The following is a 17,275-nucleotide window of genomic DNA, read 5'->3' on the forward strand; positions in this document are numbered from 1 at the left end:
CAGTCATCGTCCCCCGGCGTTCCGGCACGGCAGCCGACGATCTGTCGTCACTTGGCCGCCCCGCCGGACAGTTCGTCTGCCAGCAGTGCCACGTGGAGCGAGACGCGTACGTCGGGGTCGTCGAGGTCGGCGTCGAGGATCTTCTCGATCCGGGCCAGCCGGTCGTAGAACGCCGCGCGGGAGAGGTGCAGGCTGGCGGCGGCCTCGGTCTTGCTGGCCGGGTGCATCACCAGCGCGCGGAGCGCGGCGAGGAGGTCGGTGCGCGCCCCTTCTGCCCGGTCGTGGCCCTTGAGCGCGGCCAGCTCGCGGTCGGCGAAGAGGCGCAGCCGGTCGTCCTCGCCGAGCAGCGCGAGCAGTCCGCGCAGGTGGAGGTCGGCGAGCCGGTGCACGTCCGGGTCGTGCTCGCGGCGCACCTGCGGGGCGGCGTCGGCGACCTGCCCCGCCTCGGTGACCGAGCGCGCGATCGCGGACCGCTCGCCCACCACCCGCCCGGCCGCGAGCACGACGTCGTGCTGGGCGAGGACGCGGGCCGCGAGCCGGTCGACGAGGTCGTCGGCGTCGGCCGTGGGCACCGCCGAGACCAGCACCCGCAGGTCGCGCTCGACCTCGCAGACCAGCGCCGGCAGCCGCAGCCCGTGCGCGGCCCGGACGACGGTCGCAGCGACCTCGTCGAGGTCGGCGGGAGCGGCCGCACCGATCCGCGGCCGCACCACCACCCCCGCGAAGGAGCGGCGGCGCACCGGGAAGCCGGCCATCTCGCAGCGGCGGAGCACGTCGTCGGAGTCGGGGTCGTCGGTCAGTCCGGACAGCAGCTCGAGGTGCGTACGCCGCATGAGCGTGCCGCGGTCGCGGTCGTGGAGCCGGTGGAGGGCGAGCGCCGCGGCGGCGCGCTCGGCCACGGCGACCAGGCGTTGAGACGGCGGCTGCGGCGAGCCGATCACGAGCCGTCCCCAGACCTGGTCGGCGGTGCCGAGCCGGGTGACCAGCCACCCGTTGGCGGCGTCCCAGCCCGTACGGCCGGCGACCTCGACCCGCCGCGACCGTGCCGGCCAGCCGTCGAGGAAGCCACCGGCGTCGTCCGGGCCGGCGAAGTAGTCGAGCGGCCGGTGCTGGGCGTTCTCGACCACGACCGGGCCGGCGGCCATCCGCTGCACGGCCTGGAGGATCTCGACCGGCCCGGCCTGGCCGAAGGACAGCTCGGTGAAGGTCTCGTGCACCCGCTGCGCCTCGCGCAGCTCGGTGAGCTGGCGGTCCACCACACGCTCGCCGATCTCCTGCGCCAGCGCAGCGAACCGGGTCTCCTGGCCGAGGACGACCAGCGGCAGGCCGTGCCGCTCGCAGGCGTCGACCAGCGGCGCGGGCAGGTCGGCGGACCAGCGACGGCCGAGCTCGACCACGATCCCCGCGGCACCGGCCTCGGCCAGGGCGTCGACGAAGGACGCGAGGCCGTCATCGTCGTCGGGCAGGCCGGTGCCCATCGTCAGCAGCAGGTCGCCGGCACGCAGCAGCGAGCCCGCGTCGGCTCGCTCGGTGGCGTGCACCCAGCGGATCGGCCGGTCGAGCCCGACGCGGCCCGCGACGACGTCCGGCACGGCGCGACGGAACGTCGGGAGGCCCAGGGCCTCCTCGAGCGTCACCCCCGGCGTCACCTCGGCCACGCGCGCAGCCTACGCGTGGAGGGGGCGACGGAATGTCCGAACGAGGACCGGTAATCCTACGATCCGACACCCGCGGTGAACGGCACGTCCACACAGGATGGGCACCATGACCTCCCCCGAGACGACCGACATCGTGCACTGGGCCGACGGCGCCGCGCTGTCCGGCTCCCCCGACGGCTGGGCCGACGTGACCAACCCCGCCACCGGCCGCGTCACCGGCCGCGTCGCGCTGGCCAGCGAGGCCGACGCCGCACAGGTCATCGCCGCGGCCAAGAAGGCGTCGGCCGCGTGGGGCACCACCTCGCTCGCACGGCGTACGCAGGTGATGTTCGCCTTCCGCGAGCTGCTCAACAGCCGCAAGGACGAGCTCGCCGCGATCATCACGGCCGAGCACGGCAAGGTGCACTCCGACGCGATCGGCGAGATCTCGCGCGGCCTCGAGGTCGTCGAGTTCGCCTGCGGCATCTCCCACCTGCTCAAGGGCGGCCACAGCGAGGAGGCCTCGACCGGCGTCGACGTGCACTCCAAGCGCGTACCGCTCGGCGTCGTCGGGATCATCAGCCCCTTCAACTTCCCGGCCATGGTGCCGATGTGGTTCTTCCCCATCGCCATCGCCGCCGGCAACACCGTCGTGCTCAAGCCGAGCGAGAAGGACCCGAGCGCCGCCAACTGGCTCGCCGCGCTCTGGACCGAGGCCGGCCTGCCCGACGGTGTCTTCAACGTGCTGCACGGCGACAAGGCCGCGGTCGACGCGCTGCTCACCAGCCCTGACGTGCAGTCGATCAGCTTCGTCGGCTCGACGCCCATCGCGGAGTACGTCTACGAGACCGCGAGCCGCCACGGCAAGCGCGTCCAGGCCCTCGGCGGTGCGAAGAACCACATGGTCGTGCTGCCCGACGCTGACCTCGACCTGGCCGCCGACTCGGCCGTCAACGCCGGCTACGGCAGCGCGGGCGAGCGCTGCATGGCGATCAGTGTCCTCGTGGCCGTCGACCCGATCGGTGACGAGCTCGTCGCCCGGATCGCCGACCGCACCCGCACCCTGCTGATCGGCGACGGCGGCAGGTCCGCGACGGGCGAGGGCAAGGAGGCGGACATGGGCCCGCTCGTGACGAAGGCCCACCGCGACAAGGTCAGCTCCTTCATCGACTCCGGCGAGGCGGCCGGCGCGAAGGTCGTCGTCGACGGTCGAGACGTCAAGGCCCGCGGCGGTGAGGAGGGCTTCTGGCTCGGCCCGACGCTCTTCGACGACGTCACCCCGGACATGGACATCTACCGGGAGGAGATCTTCGGCCCCGTCCTGTCGGTGGTGCGCGCGAAGTCCTACGAGGAGGCGGTGGCACTGGTCAACGCCAACGAGTACGGCAACGGCACCGCGGTCTTCACCAACGACGGCGGCGCCGCCCGCCGCTTCGAGGCCGACGTCACCGTCGGCATGATCGGCGTCAACGTGCCCGTCCCGGTGCCCGTGGCCTACTACTCCTTCGGCGGCTGGAAGCGCTCGCTCTTCGGCGACACCCACGCCCACGGCACCGAGGGCGTCCACTTCTTCACCCGCGGCAAGGTCGTCACCACCCGGTGGATCGACCCCGCCAACCGCCCCGAGGGCGGCCTCGAGCTGGGATTCCCGCGCAATGACTGAGACCACGATCGCTTCGGACCTGAGCACGACGTACGACGCGGCGCGGGCCTACGAGCTCGACCGCGCGCACGTCTTCCACTCCTGGTCCGCCCAGGCCGAGATCACGCCGATGGTCGTGACCCGCGCCGAGGGCAGCCACGTCTGGGACGCGGACGACAAGCGCTACCTCGACTTCAGCTCCCAGCTGGTCTTCACCAACCTCGGCCACCAGCACCCGCGCGTGGTCGCCGCGATCCAGGAGCAGGCCGCCCACCTCTGCACGATCGCGCCCGCGGTCGCCAACGGCGCCCGGTCCGAGGCTGCCCGCCTGATCGCCAGCCACACCCCCGGCGACCTCGACCACGTCTTCTTCACCAACGGCGGCGCGGACGCCAACGAGCACGCCGTACGCATGGCGCGGCTGCACACCGGTCGCCACAAGGTGCTGACCACCTACCGCAGCTACCACGGCGGCACACACCTCGCGGTCAACATGACCGGCGACCCGCGCCGTTGGGCGAGCGACCACGGCTCGACCGGCACCGTCCACTTCTTCGGGCCGTTCCTCTACCGCAGCGCCTTCCACGCCACCACCGAGGCGGAGGAGTGCCAGCGGGCGCTCGAGCACCTCGAGCAGGTCGTGGCGCTCGAGGGTCCGGCCACCGTCGCCGCGATCGTGCTCGAGGCGATCCCCGGCACCGCCGGGATCATGGTCCCGCCGCCGGGCTACCTCGCCGGCGTCCGCGAGATCTGCGACCGCCACGGCATCGTGCTGATCGCCGACGAGGTGATGTCGGGCTTCGGTCGCGCCGGCCGGTGGTTCGCGGTCGAGCACGGCGACGTGACCCCCGACCTGATCACCTTCGCCAAGGGCGTGAACTCCGGCTACGTGCCGCTCGGCGGCGTCGCGATCAGCGAGGAGATCCACCGGACGTTCGCGCACCGGGTCTACCCCGGCGGCCTCACCTACTCCGGCCACCCGCTGTCGTGCGCGGCGGCCGTCGCCACCATCCGCACGATGGAGGACGAGGACGTGGTCGGCCGTGCCGCCCGCCTCGGCGAGGACGTGCTCGGCCCCGGCCTCCGGGCGCTCGCGGAGAAGCACGACCGGATCGGCGAGGTGCGCGGCACCGGTGCCTTCTGGGCGATCGAGCTGGTCAGCGACCGCGCCACCCGCGAGCCGCTCGCTCCCTACGGCGGGTCGAGCCCGGAGATGGCAGCCATCGTCAAGTGCTGTCAGGAGCGGGGCATGCTGCCCTTCGTGAACTACAACCGCATCCACGTCGTGCCGCCGCTCACGACCACCCACGACGAGGCCCGCGAAGGACTCGCGATCCTGGACGCTGCCCTCGACGCGACCGCCTGATCGCGCCCTCGACCATGGCGGCGCACCGTACGGCCTACGAGTGCCACGCTCCCGACCCCCGCGTCGTGGAGCGGGCGCTGGCCGGCAGCCGGCAGTCGGTCTTCTGGCTCGACGACGCCGGCGCCCGTACGACCTACGACGAGCTGGCGGCGTCGACGCGCGCGGACCTGACGATCGTCGGCGGCGGCTACCTCGGCCTCTGGACGGCGGTGCACGCCAAGCGGCGCGACCCAGGCCGTCGGGTCGTGCTGCTCGAGGCGAGGACGATCGGCTGGGCGGCGTCGGGCCGCAACGGCGGCTTCTGCGAGGCGTCGCTCACCCACGGCGAGGACAACGGCCGCAACCGCTGGCCCGACGAGTACGACACGCTGGCCCGCCTCGGCCACGACAACCTCGCCGGCTTCGAGGCCGACGTCCGCGACCTCGGGATCGACTGCGAGTGGGAGCGCACCGGCACCCTGTCCGTGGCCGTCGAGGAGCACGAGGTCGAGTGGCTCCGCGACGAGCCTGCCCACTCGAATCGACACTTCCTCGGTCGGGACGCGGTCCGCGCCGAGATCGACAGCCCGCTCTTCCTCGCCGGGGCGATGGAGCCCGACGAGACCGCCCTGCTCCACCCCGCCAAGCTGGCGCTGGAGCTCGCCCGGGTGGCGGCGGACCTCCGGGTCGAGGTCCACGAGCACTCGGCCGCGACCGCCCTGCGGCGTACGTCAGCGGGCGTGGAGGTGCACACCGACCGCGGAGTCGTGACCTCCGACCACGTCGTCCTCGCGACCAACGTCTTCCCCTCGCTGCTGCGGCGCAACCGGCTGATGACGGTGCCGGTCTACGACTACGTCCTGATGACCGAGCCGCTCACCGCCGAGCAGCTCGCGTCGATCGGGTGGTCGGGGCGCCAGGGCCTCGGCGACCTGGCCAACCAGTTCCACTACTCCCGGTTGAGCGCGGACGACCGGATCCTCTGGGGCGGGTACGACGCGATCTACCCGGCCGGCGGTCGGGTGGCCGCCCGCCACGAGGATCGGCCGGACAGCCACGCCCGCCTGGCGTCGCACTTCCTCGCGACCTTTCCCCAGCTCGAGGACGTCCGGTTCAGCCACCGCTGGGCCGGCGCGATCGACACCAGCACGCAGTTCACGGCGTTCTACGGCCTGACCCACGACGACCGGGTCGCCCACGCCGCGGGCTTCACCGGGCTGGGTGTCGGTGCGACCCGGTTCGCCGCCGAGGTGCTGCTCGACCTGCTCGCCGGCGAGCCGACCGAGCGGACGGAGCTCGCGATGGTGCGCAAGCGGCCGCTGCCCTTCCCACCCGAGCCGTTCGCCTCGGTCGGGATCAACCTCACGCGCTGGTCCCTCGACCGGGCCGACCACCGTCGCGGGCGGCGCAACGTGTTCCTGCGCGCCCTCGACGCGGCCGGCCTCGGCTTCGACAGCTAGACCGAGTCGGCGCGCTCAGGCGGCGGGCTGGGGCTCCGACAGGTCCGAGCGGAGGGCAGCGAGGATGCGCGTCAGGACGCGCGACACCTGCGCCTGCGTCAGACCGACCGTCTCGGCGATCTCCTGCTGGGTCGCCTCGTCGACGAACCGCATCCGCAGGATCTGCTGGTCCCGGGCCGGGAGGGTGGCCACGAGGGGCTCCAGGACGATGCGCGCCTCGGCGGCCACGACCGAGCGGTCCTCGAAGCCGAGGAGGTCGCCGAGCGACGAGGACCCGTCACCCACCGGACCGTCGAGCGAGGTGGGGGTGAAGCAGCCGTCGGCCGCCAGCGCCTCCACGACGTCGTCGACGGTGACGTCGAGGTGCGCGGCGAGCTCGCTCGGGCGCGGCGAGCGGCCGAGCTGTGGCTCCAGCTCCTCGTGGGCCCGCGAGATGCGGGACTGCAGGTCCTGCACCCGGCGCGGAGGCCTCACCATCCAGCCGGCGTCGCGGAAGTGCCGGCGCAGCTCGCCGCGCACGGTCGGGACGGCGTACGACAGGAAGTCGTGGCCTGCGGCGGGGTCGAAGCGCTGCGCTGCCTTGGTGAGGCCCAGCAGGGCGACCTGCTCGAGGTCGTCGAGGTCGATGCCCCGGTTGCGGTAGCGGGCCGCCATGGAGCGTGCCACGCCCGCGTTCGTCGAGATCAGCTGGTCGATGAGGTCATGGGAGTCGGGGGTCTGGGACTCCACCAGGCGCAGGTCGGCGACGATGTGGTCGGTGCGACGTGCGCGTTCCCTGCCGTCGACCGCGTAGCGGGTGACAGGGAGGACGGCGAGAGGGGTGTGCTCGGGGAGGATCGCAGTGGTGACCACGGATTCGCTCCTAACTTGCAGTAGGTGCGTCCACCGTGGTCTCCAGCAAACGACTCCCCGACGGTGTCATGGTCCAGACCACCCCACCAGCCGGAAAGCGAACGTCCACGCTCCCCGCGCCCCGGATCGGGGCCACAACTACACCCCTAGGGGGGCTCCTCGGCCGACTGGCGCCGCGCCAGGGTCTGGGCGGGGTTCTCCTCGAACACCTGGCGGTAGTCCGCCGCGAACCGGCCCGGGTTGAAGAACCCGTTGGTGGCCGCGGCGTCACCCACCGATCCGACGGACCCGTCGCGCAGGGACTGGCGCACCAGGTCGAGCCGGACGCGCCGCAGGTAGTCCTGCGGGGTGCAGCCGAGGTGCCTGCGGAAGGCGTACTGCAGGGCGCGCGGGGTCACGTTGCACTCGCGGGCGAGGTCACCGGGCGAGAGGTCCTCCGACGCGTGCTCCTCGATGATGCGCGCGGCACGACGCACCGTCGACGGGGAGTCGTCGACGTCCTCGGGGCTGCCGCCAGGCGGCGTGGCGCGCAGGACGACGTTGTTGGCGAACGTGTGCAGCAGGGTGTGGCCGAGCAGTCGGCCCGCGGCGTCCTCCTGGGCGGGGGTCGCGTCCGGCGCCAGCATCGCGCCCACCTGGTCGACGGTCGCCCGCCACCGCGCCCCGGCCGCAGGCGACCGGGGGACGTAGGAGGTGAAGATGACGTGCCGGCCGGCGTGGTGCGGGTCGGCCTCCGCGACCGCGGCGAGCATGACCTCCCGGGACAGGGAGGTCGACCGCTGCCGGGGATGGTCGGCCGACCCGGAGAACGGCATGTCCCATCCCGCCACGAGGACCGAGCCACCGTCCGACACACGGTCGGTCATCTCGTCGTGGACGAACTCGTAGGTGCCGCTCAGGAGGTCGACGACCACCAGCATCGGCATCGGGTCGGAGTCGAAGGAGTAGCGGGCGTCGATCCGGATGTGGTCGAAGACGACGTCGCCGTGGTCGATCCGATCGTGCCGCACCGTGCCGATCTCGCTCGACAGCCGCAGCTGTGTTCCGTAGGCCGCGTCGAGCCAGGCGCGCGCGTCGTCACCGGTGCCCTCGAAGCCATAGGTGGACGGCAACCCACGTCGAGACCGATGCGGCACTGGACATCCTGGACGGAGGAGTGGACGGCGACCCGGTGGCTGGAGTCAGCCCCGATCCTATCGCCGACCGGAGGGTGCCAGCACCTGTCAAGGGTGGGCGTACCACCATGTAATGTCGACCTGCACGACTTGCTCTCCGCCCTGTGTCCGCGGACCGACGTCATTGAAAGGTGATGCATGTCCGGGACATCCTCCACTGCTGGTGAGCCGCTCCTCCCCGGGGACGACCTGCGCGACGAGATCGCCCACCTCCAGGAAGCCGTACGGTCGCAACGCGCGATCGGCATGGCGATCGGCATGATGTCGGCGACCTACGCCTGCAGCACCGAGCAGGCCTGGCGCACGCTCCTGCGGGTCTCGCAGGACAGCAACACCAAGGTACGCACGGTGGCCCGCGTGCTCGTCGCCACCCATGACGGCACCGCCACGCCCGACGACCTCGCCCTGCTCCGCTCGTTCCAACACCACCTGCCCGCCTCGGGATGGCCGCACGGTCCGTCCGCGTAGCCGCCTAGGATCGCGTCCCATGAGCATCGACGAACTCGCCCTCGCCGAGAGCCTGCGCCGCCTCGCCACCTCCGGGCACGGCAACGACGGCATCGTCGGAGCGCTCGAGCAGGTGCTCGACGCGTGCGTGTCCCTCTTCGACGTCGACGGCGCCGGCATCCTCATCAACGACGATCAGGACGTGCTGCGCTTCGTCGCCTCCACCGACGGCCCGGGTCGGATGCTCGAGCAGACCGAGGCCGAGGCCGGCGAGGGGCCGTGCACCGAGGCGTTCATCAGCGGGGCAGTGGTCACCTCGCGCGACGTCACCGTCGAGACCGACCGGTGGCCGGTCCTCGCGGCCGCGATGTCCATGCAGCCCATCCGTGCCGTGCTCGGCACGCCGGTGCGGATCGGCGGCGTGCCCGTCGGCACGCTCGACGTCTACCGCGAGCGAGCGCACGACTGGGACGACAGCGAGGTGACGGCCCTCGCCCGCTACGCCGAGGTCATCGCGACCACCCTCACGGCTGCCGTCCAGGCGCACACGGCCGGCGAGCTCGCCCGCCAGCTGCAGTACGCCCTCGACTACCGCGTCGTGATCGAGCGAGCGGTCGGCTACCTGATGGCTCGCGAGTCCCTCGACCCCGTCGCCGCCTTCAACTCCCTGCGCACCGCCGCACGCAGCCGTCGTACGAAGGTCGGCGAGGTCGCCGAGCACGTGCTCGCCCACGGCTCGTTGCCGTCCTGAGCCTGCCCCTTGCTCGTGCGCGGCTGCTCCGGACCGCATGGTGGACCCGGGCAGGGGTACGAGGACACCATGGTGAGCCACGCATGAGCACGACGAGCCGACCCGTCTCCGCGACACCGGAGCAGGTGTGGTCGGTGCTGTCCGACGGCTGGCTCTACGCGCTCTGGGTGGTGGGGGCCGCCCGGATGCGCGGCGTCGACGACACCTGGCCCGACGTCGGCTCGCAGCTGCACCACAGCGTGGGCTCATGGCCCCTCCTGATCGACGACACGACCGAGGTGCTCGAGGTCGAGGAGAACCGGCGGCTGCTCCTGCTGGCCCGGGGCTGGCCGGCCGGCCAGGCCCACGTGGAGATCATCGTCGAGCCCCGGGGTGCCGGCGCGGTCGTCACCATGGTCGAGCAGGCCACCTCCGGACCCGGTGCCCTGATCCCGAAGGTGATCCAGGACCCCCAGCTGCACCTGCGCAACGTCGAGGCGCTGAACAGGCTCGCCCACCTGGTGGAGGGTCGCACCCGGTGACCGCGGGTCGCCGCCACGACGCCGTCGTCATCGGCGCAGGACCCAACGGGCTCGTCGCGGCCAACGTGCTGGCCGACGCCGGCTGGGACGTGCTGGTGCTGGAGGCGCAGCCCACTCCGGGCGGCGCCGTCCGCAGCGACCGGGAGGTGCACCCCGACTTCGTGCACGACACCTTCAGCGCGTTCTACCCGCTCGCCGTCGCGTCGCGCGCGATGGCCTCGCTCCGGCTCGAGGACCACGGACTGGTGTGGCAGCACGCCCCGGCCGTGCTCGGGCACCCGTTCGGCGAGGGGCAGTGGGCGGTGCTGCACCGCGACCGCCACCTGACCGCTGCCGGCCTCGACGCGCTCCACGCAGGTGACGGGGAGGCCTGGCTCGACCTCTGCCGCACCTGGGACCGGATCGGCGGTCCTCTCGTCGACGCCCTCACCTCACCCTTCCCGCCGGTGCGCGCAGGTGCACGGCTGCTGCCCGGCCTCGTCCGGAGCGGCGGCCTCGACGTCGTACGACGACTCGCGACCCCGGTGGCCTCGCTCGGACGTGAGCTCTTCGGCGGTCCGGCCGGACCCCTGCTGCTCGCCGGCAACGCAGGCCACGCCGACTTCCCGCTGGACTCACCCGGCTCGGGCGTCTTCGGGGTGCTGATGTCGATGCTCGGCCAGACCGTCGGGTTCCCGGTCCCGCGCGGAGGCGCGCAGGCGCTCACCGACGCGCTGGTGGCCCGGTTCACCGGCCTGGGCGGACGGCTCGAGACCGACGCGACCGTCACCCGCGTCGTCGTGCGCGACGGAGCCGTCGCCGGCGTGGTGACGCGTGACGGTGCGGCGTACGACGCCCCGGTCGTGGTGGCCGACGTCGTGGCCCCGCACCTCTTCGGGGGACTCGTCGACACCGAAGACCTGCCGGCCCGGGTGGTGCGCGGCATGCGCGACTTCGAGCTCGACCCCGGCACGGTGAAGGTCGACTGGGCGCTGACCGGACCGGTCCCCTGGACCGGAACCCCGGCCGCGGCGCCGGGCACGGTGCACATCGCCGACTCCGTCGAGGAGATGACCCGGACTCTGGCGCAGGTCGCGTCGGGCACGGTCCCCGACCGGCCGTTCCTGCTCACCGGCCAGATGACCACCAGCGACCCGTCGCGCTCCCCCGCCGGCACCGAGTCGTTCTGGGCCTACACGCACGTCCCGCAGCCCGCGGCCACCCGCGGCGATGCCGGCGGAGAGGTCAGCGGCCGCTGGGACCACGACGACCTCGAACGCTTCGCCGACCGGATGCAGGCACGGATCGAGGCGCGGGCACCGGGCTTCGGCTCGCTGGTCGGCGCCCGTCGGGTGCTCGGCCCCCACGAGCTCGAGTCGCGCAACGCCAACCTGGTCGGCGGCGCCGTCAACGGCGGCACGTCGCAGCTCCACCAGGAGCTCGTCTTCCGCCCGGTGCCCGCGATGCGTGGCCGCTCCGCCACCGGGGTCCCCGGGCTCTTCCTCGGCTCCGCGTCCGCGCATCCCGGCGGAGGCGTCCACGGTGCCGCGGGCGCCAACGCTGCCCGCGCCGCCTTGTGGCAGCACCGGCTGCGCTCGCTGCCCCGACGTCGTACGACGTAGGGCTCAGCGCCGCGGGATGACCTTGTGGGTGCCGTCGCAGAACGGCAGCCGGCTGGACTTGTCGCAGCGGCAGAGCGCGACGACCGGGCGACGGACGTCGTGGACGGTGCCGTCGACGCCCTGCACCGAGGTGGCGCCGCGCAGCAGCATCGGGCCGTGGGGCACGACGACCACGTCGGGGTGGTCGAACTCCTCGACCTCGGGGCGCGCGGTCACGCGGCGTCCCACGACGTCAGCAGGGCGGTGGCGAGGCGCGCCTCGAGGTCGAGGCAGGTGAACGCGCCGAAGAGGATCTCGGCTGCCTGGTCGGGCTCGTCCTCGGCGAGCGCGCCGCAGATGTCGCGCGCCGCGAGCAGCTCGTGGATGGCGTCCGCCTCGACGTGCTCGTCGAAGTAGGCGGCCATCGGACCGTCGAGACCGAGCCGGTCGAGGCCCTGCACCATCTTCCGGGAGGGCAGCGTGCTCGTCATCTCGAACGCCGCCAGGTGGCCGACTGCGGCACCGCGCAGTCGACGGTGCATGCCGAGCATGGAGAGCGCGTTGTTGAGCTCGAGGGTCTCGGGCAGCGCGTCGTCGACGTAGGCGCCGTACTCGGCACGCAGCCCGACGGCGACCATGCCCCGGGCGAAGAGGTGCGAGTGCATGCGGTTGGGGTTGCCGCCGCCGTACTCGTCGTACTGGACCTCGACGAGCGCCGCCTTCGCCCGCGTGGGCAAGTGGGGGATCACCCACGTCATCGGGTCGGCCTCCTTGAGCTGGTAGACCGACCGCTGGCGGAACAGCTCGAGCACCTCGTCGGTGGTCGCGCGCCTGCGCACGTGGTCGGCCAGCGACGGGCCGTCGTCGGCGGTGACGAGCGCCTCGAGGGCGGCCGGTACGTCGGTGACGTCGGCGCTCGCACCGGGCCACCGCCGCCGCAGGCGCTGCTCGAGCGCCACCTCGAGCTCGCGCCGCACGCCGAGCATCGCGGGCTGCCACTCGGCGTCGTCCGCGGCGTCCTCGAACCCGCGGTAGGACATCTCGTGGAGGGTCCACAGGGCGATGCACTCGTCGTCCCACTCGTCCGCGGACGGGGCGTGGCCGCCGTCGACCGGGGTGGCGAGACGCGCGGAGACCCACTCGCTGAGCGGGCCGCGCGGCTTGGGCATCCTCACGGGGTGAACACGACCTTCACCATGCCGTCCTCCTTGTCGCGGAACTTCCGGTAGGCCTCGGGGGCGTCCTCGAGGGGCAGGTGGTGGGTCGCGAACGACTCCACGCCGAGCACGTCCTCGTCCTGCTGGAGCAGGTCGAGGATGTCGTCGGACCAGCGGTGCACGTTGGCCTGGCCCATCCGGATCTGCACCTGCTTGTCGAAGAGCTGGAACATCGGCAGCGGGTCGGTGGGCGCGCCGTACACACCCGAGATGCTGATCGTCCCGCCGCGCCGCACCGAGTCGATCGCGCTCATCAGCGCAGCCAGCCGGTCCGAGCCGGCGGTGAGCATCATCTTCTCCTGCACCTTCTTGGGCAGCAGGGCGAGCGCCTTCTGGGCCACCTCGGCCACGGGAGAGCCGTGGGCCTCCATGCCGACGGCGTCGATCACGGCGTCGGCGCCACGACCGTCGGTCATCGCGCGGATGGCGTCACCGACTCCGTCGACCTCGCTGTGGTCGATGGTCCGGCCGCCGCGTCCGTGGATGCGAGCGAGCCGCTCGCGCACGTTGTCGACCACGATCACGTCGAGACCGCGGTGCATCGCGATGCGCGCGGCCATGTCACCGATCGGCCCGGCGCCGATGACCGCGAGCGTGCCGCCGTCCTCGACGTCGGCGTACTCGACGGCCTGCCACGCGGTGGGCAGCACGTCGGAGAGGAAGAGGAAGCGGTCGTCCGGCGGGCCGTGCGGCACCTTGATCGGGAGCTTGTCACCGAAGGGCACGCGCAGGAGCTCGGCCTGGCCGCCCGGCACGGAGCCGTAGAGCTTGCTGTAGCCGAACAGGCTCGCGCCAGTGCCGGACTCGCGGTTCTGGGTTGTCTCGCACTGGCTGAACAGGCCGCGGTCGCACATCCAGCACGAGCCACAGCTGATGTTGAAGGGAACCACGACACGGTCCCCCGCCTGCAGCGTCGCGACAGCCGACCCGACCTCGCGCACGATGCCCATCGGCTCGTGACCGACGACGTCGCCATCGGTCATGAACGGCGTGAGCGGGTCGTAGAGGTGGAGGTCCGAACCGCACAGTCCGGTCGAGGTGATCTCCACGATCACGTCCGTCGGGTCCTCGATCACGGGGTCCGGTACGTCGATGACCTGCATGTCCTGCCGGCCCTGCCAGGTGACTGCTCTCATGACGGGTCAGTGCCCAGCCCTCCCGATGCCATGCACGACCGGCGACGGCGGTCCCCCGTTGGAAGGTGGTCGGGCGGGTCTGCCGCGTGTGAGGCTCGCGTCATGAGCAGGCCCGCACCCGAGCACCGGCGCCCCGAGGGCGTCACCGACGAGACCGTCGAGGCCGTCGGCAAGCTCTCTGCCGCCCTTGACCACGTCGAGGACGCGCGCGGCCACCTCTACGCCTTCCACCGCCTGATGGGCAGCGCGGAAAGCACCATGGAGGAGGCCGAGGCGCTGCTGCGCGAGGCCGGCCACACCGACCTCGCCGACGCGATGGACCGCGACGTGCTGGGCGCCAACCCGCTGCCGGGCATGTGGTCGTTCCAGATGGTCGAGGAGTACGACGACGGGTTCTACGCCACCGCCAAGGGCTTCCACCAACGCGCGCTCGACGAGCTGATGGACGGCCAGCGCCACGTCTTCGAGGCCGAGATGAAGGAGCTGCGCCGCACCCGCGGCCGCGACGGTCACGAGGCCCGGCCGGCGGACGTCGAGGGCGACCCGGAGTACGACGACCAGGCCCCGCTGTAGGAGTGGGCCCGGGTGGGTACGGGGCCGGATGCACCGTTCCCGGACCACCGCCCGTCCCCGCGTCGTGCTCGTCACCGGCGCCTCCAGCGGCATCGGCGAGGCCACCGCTCGCCTGGCGGCGGTGCGGGGCGACCACGTCGTGCTGCTCGCCCGCGGCGCCGACTCCCTCGCACGCGTCGCCACCGACTGCGACTCGCTCGGCGCCGCCTCGACCCTGGTCGTGCCGACCGACATGGCCGACGACGCGCAGGTGGCCGCCGCCGTGTCCGCCGCCGTCGCCCGCCACGGACGCCTCGACGTCGTCGTGGGCTGCGCCGGGGTCGTCGCCTACGGCCAGATCGCCGACGTCCCGGCGGACGTGTTCGACGGCGTCATCTCGACGAACCTGCTCGGCTCGGTCAACCTCGCCCGTCATGCGCTCCCGCTGCTGCGCGCCCAGGGGGACGGGGCCGGGGCGGGCAGCATGGTGCTCGTCGGCTCGGTGATCGGCCACATCGCGGTCCCGGACATGGCGGCGTACGTCGTCAGCAAGTGGGGCGTGCGCGGGCTCGTGCGCCAGCTGCGGGTCGACAACCGCGACCGGTCCGGCGTCCGGTTCGGCTACGTCGCGCCGGGGGGCGTCGACACCCCGATCTACCGGCAGGCCGCGACCTACGGCGACTCGGTCGGCCGCCCGCCCTTCCCGGTCAGCTCCCCCGAGACGATCGCCCGGCGGGTGCTGACCGTCGCGGACCACCCGTGGCGCGGCGGCCAGGTCGGGGTCTCCAACGACGTGATCCGCTTCGGCTTCACCGCGCTGCCGTGGGCGTACGACCGGCTCGTGGGGCCGCTCTTCTCGGTGGTGGCGCAGGACCTGGTCGCACCGGTCGTACGCGGCCCGGGCAACGTCCTCGCCTCACAGCAGGACGGCAACGGGCTCCGCGGGCACCAGGGCAGTGCCCTGCGCGGGATCGCCGCCAACCTCGCCGAGGTCGTCCGCCGGCGCCGCCGGCCCGCGGGACCCGCGGGCGTCCCGTTGAGGGACGGCAACGCCGGCTGACCGGGGGGCGTCCCAGCTCCCGGACGGTGGTCACACCCAGCCGAGGCATCGGACGCGACAGCGGCGACAACCGGTCCGGCCACGTCGTCAATGCCATGCCCCTCGCCTCCCGAGCCTCGCTTGCCCGTGAGTCTCCGAGCGACTCAAGGTCGGCATGCGCGGGTGGCCGAGCCGACACGTCCCGTGTTGCCCGTGAGTCTCTCGGCGACTCACTGGCAAGGGGTGCCGGCCGGCGCAGCGACGGTGCACCCGCGGGGCGGAGGACATGAGCCACGAGGTGTCCACAGGCCTGCGATCTGACGGCTGGGTTCGCTGGCTGTGGATGAGGTCGCGGGGTTGTCGGTGGTGGGGTCTGTGCTGGTCGTACGACGCGCTCGGTCCGGCGGGCGCCCTGGGCGAACGACGAGAGGTGACGACATGGACGGACAGACGGACGCGCTGGCTGACGAGCTGGTGGACGAGCAGCTCGCGGCTCAGCTCGCGGCTCAGCGCGCGGCGTGGGACTGCATGGCGAACTGGACGCAGGCCGAGCGGGACGTGTGGGAGATGGGTCCGTTCGACGGCGGGATCCCGGGCATGGTGCGCCGGATCAGGCGGATCCTCGACGTGTCGCAGCGGGGGCTGGCCGCGCTGCTGGGCGTCTCGCAGTCGGTCGTCGCCCGGTGGGAGACCGGTCGGACCAGCCCGCGGATGAGTGTCATGGAGCGGCTGCTGCGGATGGCCCGGTTGCGGATGCGGTTCCACGACGAGGAGACCGGAGACGAGGTGGGCCCCATGCGTGCGGACGGGGCCATCACGCACGGGGGTTCGCGTTATCCGGCGCACACGGACCTCACCGCGACCGGGTGGTGGGTGCCGCGGCGGTTGCGGTCGATGACCTCGATCGAGGCGTTCCGTGCCCGCGACCACTCGAAGCGGATCGGAGACCCGGCGATCAGGTGCCGCCTGTCGCCGTTCTGGAAACGGATGCAGCGCATGGTCGAGGGCACGCCTGACGACCACCCGGCCGTGCACCAGCTCGGCGCAGAGGTGCGCTACCTCGACGAAGTGAGGGAGGACTGCCGCGCGATGATGCGCGGCACGAGCGGGGGCGGCGCCGCCTGAGCTGCGTCAGGACACGGGCGTCGAGGCAGCCAGACGAGCCCTTCGGACCCGTCTGACTGAGGGTCCCTCAGACGCGCGCGGGCTGCGCTGCGAGGCGCGGAGCGGTGGCCACGTTGTCGCTCGACATCAGCAGTCCGTGCTGGATCGCCCAGAGGACGGCCTGCGACCGCGAGGTCACCTCGATCTTGGCGTAGGCACCACGGATGTAGGACTTGACCGAGTTGATGCTGAGGTTGGTCTGCTCGGCGATGTCGCGGTTGGCCAGGCCCGACGCGATCATCGAGAGCACCTCGGTCTCGCGGTGGGTCAGCGGCCACTTGTCGGCGCTCGGCTTGACGGGCTCACCCTTGCCGGACCAAGCGTCGACGACGACGCGGCCGTCGGCGATCTGGAGGAGGTTCCAGATCAGTCGCCGGCTGGGCAGCCACTTGCTGACGAAGCCCGCGGCACCGCGCGACATCTCGGTCGACACGGCCTCGGGGGAGCAGTCCCAGCCGAAGGCGACCATGCGGGTCGGGAAGCGCTGGGGAGCCGACGTCGTACGCCGGTGGGCGGAGGGCTCGTAGAGGGTGAGGTCGCACAGCGGGGCCGGGCCGGTCGTGCGGTAGGGCATGACGGAGATGACGGCGGAGTGCGGCTCGAACATGGCGCGGATGCCGTGCACGACCAGCTCGCTCTCGTCCATGATCGCGACCTTGATGTGCCGGGGTGCTGTGGTGCCTTGTCGATCCATGACCCCGAGGTACCCCGATGGGCGTGGTGCATACGCCCTCTGACCGGAGCGTCTCGCGCGAGC

At 72.6% G+C, this 17,275-nt stretch carries 17 protein-coding genes; 10 read left to right on the forward strand and 7 right to left on the reverse strand.

The annotated features are described in order from the left end of the window. Positions 1-47: 47 nt before the first annotated feature. The gene (locus tag JI751_RS01110) at positions 48-1,658 is read right to left on the reverse strand and encodes a PucR family transcriptional regulator (protein WP_307813661.1); all 1,611 of its coding nucleotides are present in this window, start codon (positions 1,656-1,658) and stop codon (positions 48-50) included. A 106-nt stretch (positions 1,659-1,764) separates the two neighbouring features. Between JI751_RS01110 and JI751_RS01115 the strand changes: the two genes are divergently transcribed. The 3 genes from JI751_RS01115 to JI751_RS01125 are packed head-to-tail and all read left to right on the forward strand — an operon-like array spanning position 1,765 to position 6,084. Next, entirely contained in the window at positions 1,765-3,300 is a 1,536-nt protein-coding gene (locus JI751_RS01115) for a CoA-acylating methylmalonate-semialdehyde dehydrogenase (protein ID WP_201932373.1), read from the forward strand. Beyond that, the gene (locus JI751_RS01120; RefSeq protein ID WP_201932374.1) at positions 3,293-4,645 is read left to right on the forward strand and encodes an aspartate aminotransferase family protein; all 1,353 of its coding nucleotides are present in this window, start codon (positions 3,293-3,295) and stop codon (positions 4,643-4,645) included. Before JI751_RS01115 ends, JI751_RS01120 begins: the two co-directional genes overlap by 8 nt. Positions 4,646-4,659: 14 nt before the next feature. Beyond that, a complete protein-coding gene (locus JI751_RS01125) occupies positions 4,660-6,084 on the forward strand; it encodes an NAD(P)/FAD-dependent oxidoreductase (RefSeq protein WP_201932377.1) in 1,425 nt (474 codons plus the stop codon). A gap of 15 nt (positions 6,085-6,099) precedes the next feature. Here JI751_RS01125 and JI751_RS01130 read toward each other — a convergent pair whose 3' ends face one another. Both JI751_RS01130 and JI751_RS01135 read right to left on the reverse strand, forming a co-directional pair. Further along, positions 6,100-6,936: a sigma-70 family RNA polymerase sigma factor gene (locus tag JI751_RS01130; RefSeq protein WP_201932385.1), complete on the reverse strand. Its 837-nt coding sequence runs from the start codon at positions 6,934-6,936 to the stop codon at positions 6,100-6,102. Between the two features lie 146 nt (positions 6,937-7,082). Further along, positions 7,083-8,048, reverse strand: a complete 966-nt coding sequence (locus tag JI751_RS01135) for a helix-turn-helix domain-containing protein (protein WP_201932387.1) — start codon at positions 8,046-8,048, stop codon at positions 7,083-7,085. 201 nt (positions 8,049-8,249) lie between these two features. Between JI751_RS01135 and JI751_RS01140 the strand changes: the two genes are divergently transcribed. The 4 genes from JI751_RS01140 (at position 8,250) to JI751_RS01155 (ending at position 11,431) form a co-directional block, all read left to right on the forward strand. After that, complete coding sequence (locus JI751_RS01140) at positions 8,250-8,579, forward strand: ANTAR domain-containing protein (RefSeq protein ID WP_201932389.1); 330 nt, start codon at positions 8,250-8,252, stop codon at positions 8,577-8,579. Positions 8,580-8,598: 19 nt separating this feature from the next. Then, positions 8,599-9,309: a GAF and ANTAR domain-containing protein gene (locus tag JI751_RS01145; RefSeq protein ID WP_201932391.1), complete on the forward strand. Its 711-nt coding sequence runs from the start codon at positions 8,599-8,601 to the stop codon at positions 9,307-9,309. A gap of 83 nt (positions 9,310-9,392) precedes the next feature. After that, positions 9,393-9,830, forward strand: coding sequence for an SRPBCC family protein (locus JI751_RS01150; protein ID WP_201932393.1), 438 nt, complete (start codon positions 9,393-9,395; stop codon positions 9,828-9,830). Continuing rightward, a complete protein-coding gene (locus tag JI751_RS01155) occupies positions 9,827-11,431 on the forward strand; it encodes a phytoene desaturase family protein (RefSeq protein ID WP_201932395.1) in 1,605 nt (534 codons plus the stop codon). The genes JI751_RS01150 and JI751_RS01155 overlap by 4 nt, the downstream gene beginning before the upstream one ends. A 3-nt stretch (positions 11,432-11,434) precedes the next feature. Here JI751_RS01155 and JI751_RS01160 read toward each other — a convergent pair whose 3' ends face one another. From JI751_RS01160 to JI751_RS01170, 3 genes are read right to left on the reverse strand one after another with little or no spacing between them, the layout of a single operon-like run. Then, positions 11,435-11,647, reverse strand: coding sequence for a CDGSH iron-sulfur domain-containing protein (locus JI751_RS01160; RefSeq protein ID WP_307813664.1), 213 nt, complete (start codon positions 11,645-11,647; stop codon positions 11,435-11,437). Further along, complete coding sequence (locus JI751_RS01165; protein ID WP_236665619.1) at positions 11,644-12,579, reverse strand: iron-containing redox enzyme family protein; 936 nt, start codon at positions 12,577-12,579, stop codon at positions 11,644-11,646. The genes JI751_RS01160 and JI751_RS01165 overlap by 4 nt, the downstream gene beginning before the upstream one ends. 2 nt (positions 12,580-12,581) lie before the next feature. After that, positions 12,582-13,763, reverse strand: coding sequence for a zinc-dependent alcohol dehydrogenase (locus JI751_RS01170; protein WP_201932400.1), 1,182 nt, complete (start codon positions 13,761-13,763; stop codon positions 12,582-12,584). Between the two features lie 102 nt (positions 13,764-13,865). Between JI751_RS01170 and JI751_RS01175 the strand changes: the two genes are divergently transcribed. From JI751_RS01175 to JI751_RS01185, 3 genes are all read left to right on the forward strand, one after another. Continuing rightward, a complete protein-coding gene (locus tag JI751_RS01175) occupies positions 13,866-14,336 on the forward strand; it encodes a hypothetical protein (RefSeq protein ID WP_201932401.1) in 471 nt (156 codons plus the stop codon). Positions 14,337-14,364: 28 nt separating this feature from the next. Continuing rightward, positions 14,365-15,375 (forward strand): SDR family NAD(P)-dependent oxidoreductase, encoded by a 1,011-nt coding sequence (locus tag JI751_RS01180; RefSeq protein WP_201932414.1) that lies wholly within the window; start codon positions 14,365-14,367, stop codon positions 15,373-15,375. A 417-nt stretch (positions 15,376-15,792) separates the two neighbouring features. After that, the gene (locus tag JI751_RS01185) at positions 15,793-16,479 is read left to right on the forward strand and encodes a helix-turn-helix domain-containing protein (protein ID WP_201932417.1); all 687 of its coding nucleotides are present in this window, start codon (positions 15,793-15,795) and stop codon (positions 16,477-16,479) included. Positions 16,480-16,546: 67 nt separating this feature from the next. Here the strand turns inward: JI751_RS01185 and JI751_RS01190 are convergent, their stop codons facing one another. Continuing rightward, the gene (locus tag JI751_RS01190) at positions 16,547-17,212 is read right to left on the reverse strand and encodes a helix-turn-helix transcriptional regulator (protein ID WP_236665510.1); all 666 of its coding nucleotides are present in this window, start codon (positions 17,210-17,212) and stop codon (positions 16,547-16,549) included. Between the last annotated feature and the right edge of the window lie 63 nt (positions 17,213-17,275).

It is taken from the genome of Nocardioides baculatus, assembly GCF_016735675.1.
Lineage (GTDB): Bacteria > Actinomycetota > Actinomycetes > Propionibacteriales > Nocardioidaceae > Nocardioides > Nocardioides baculatus.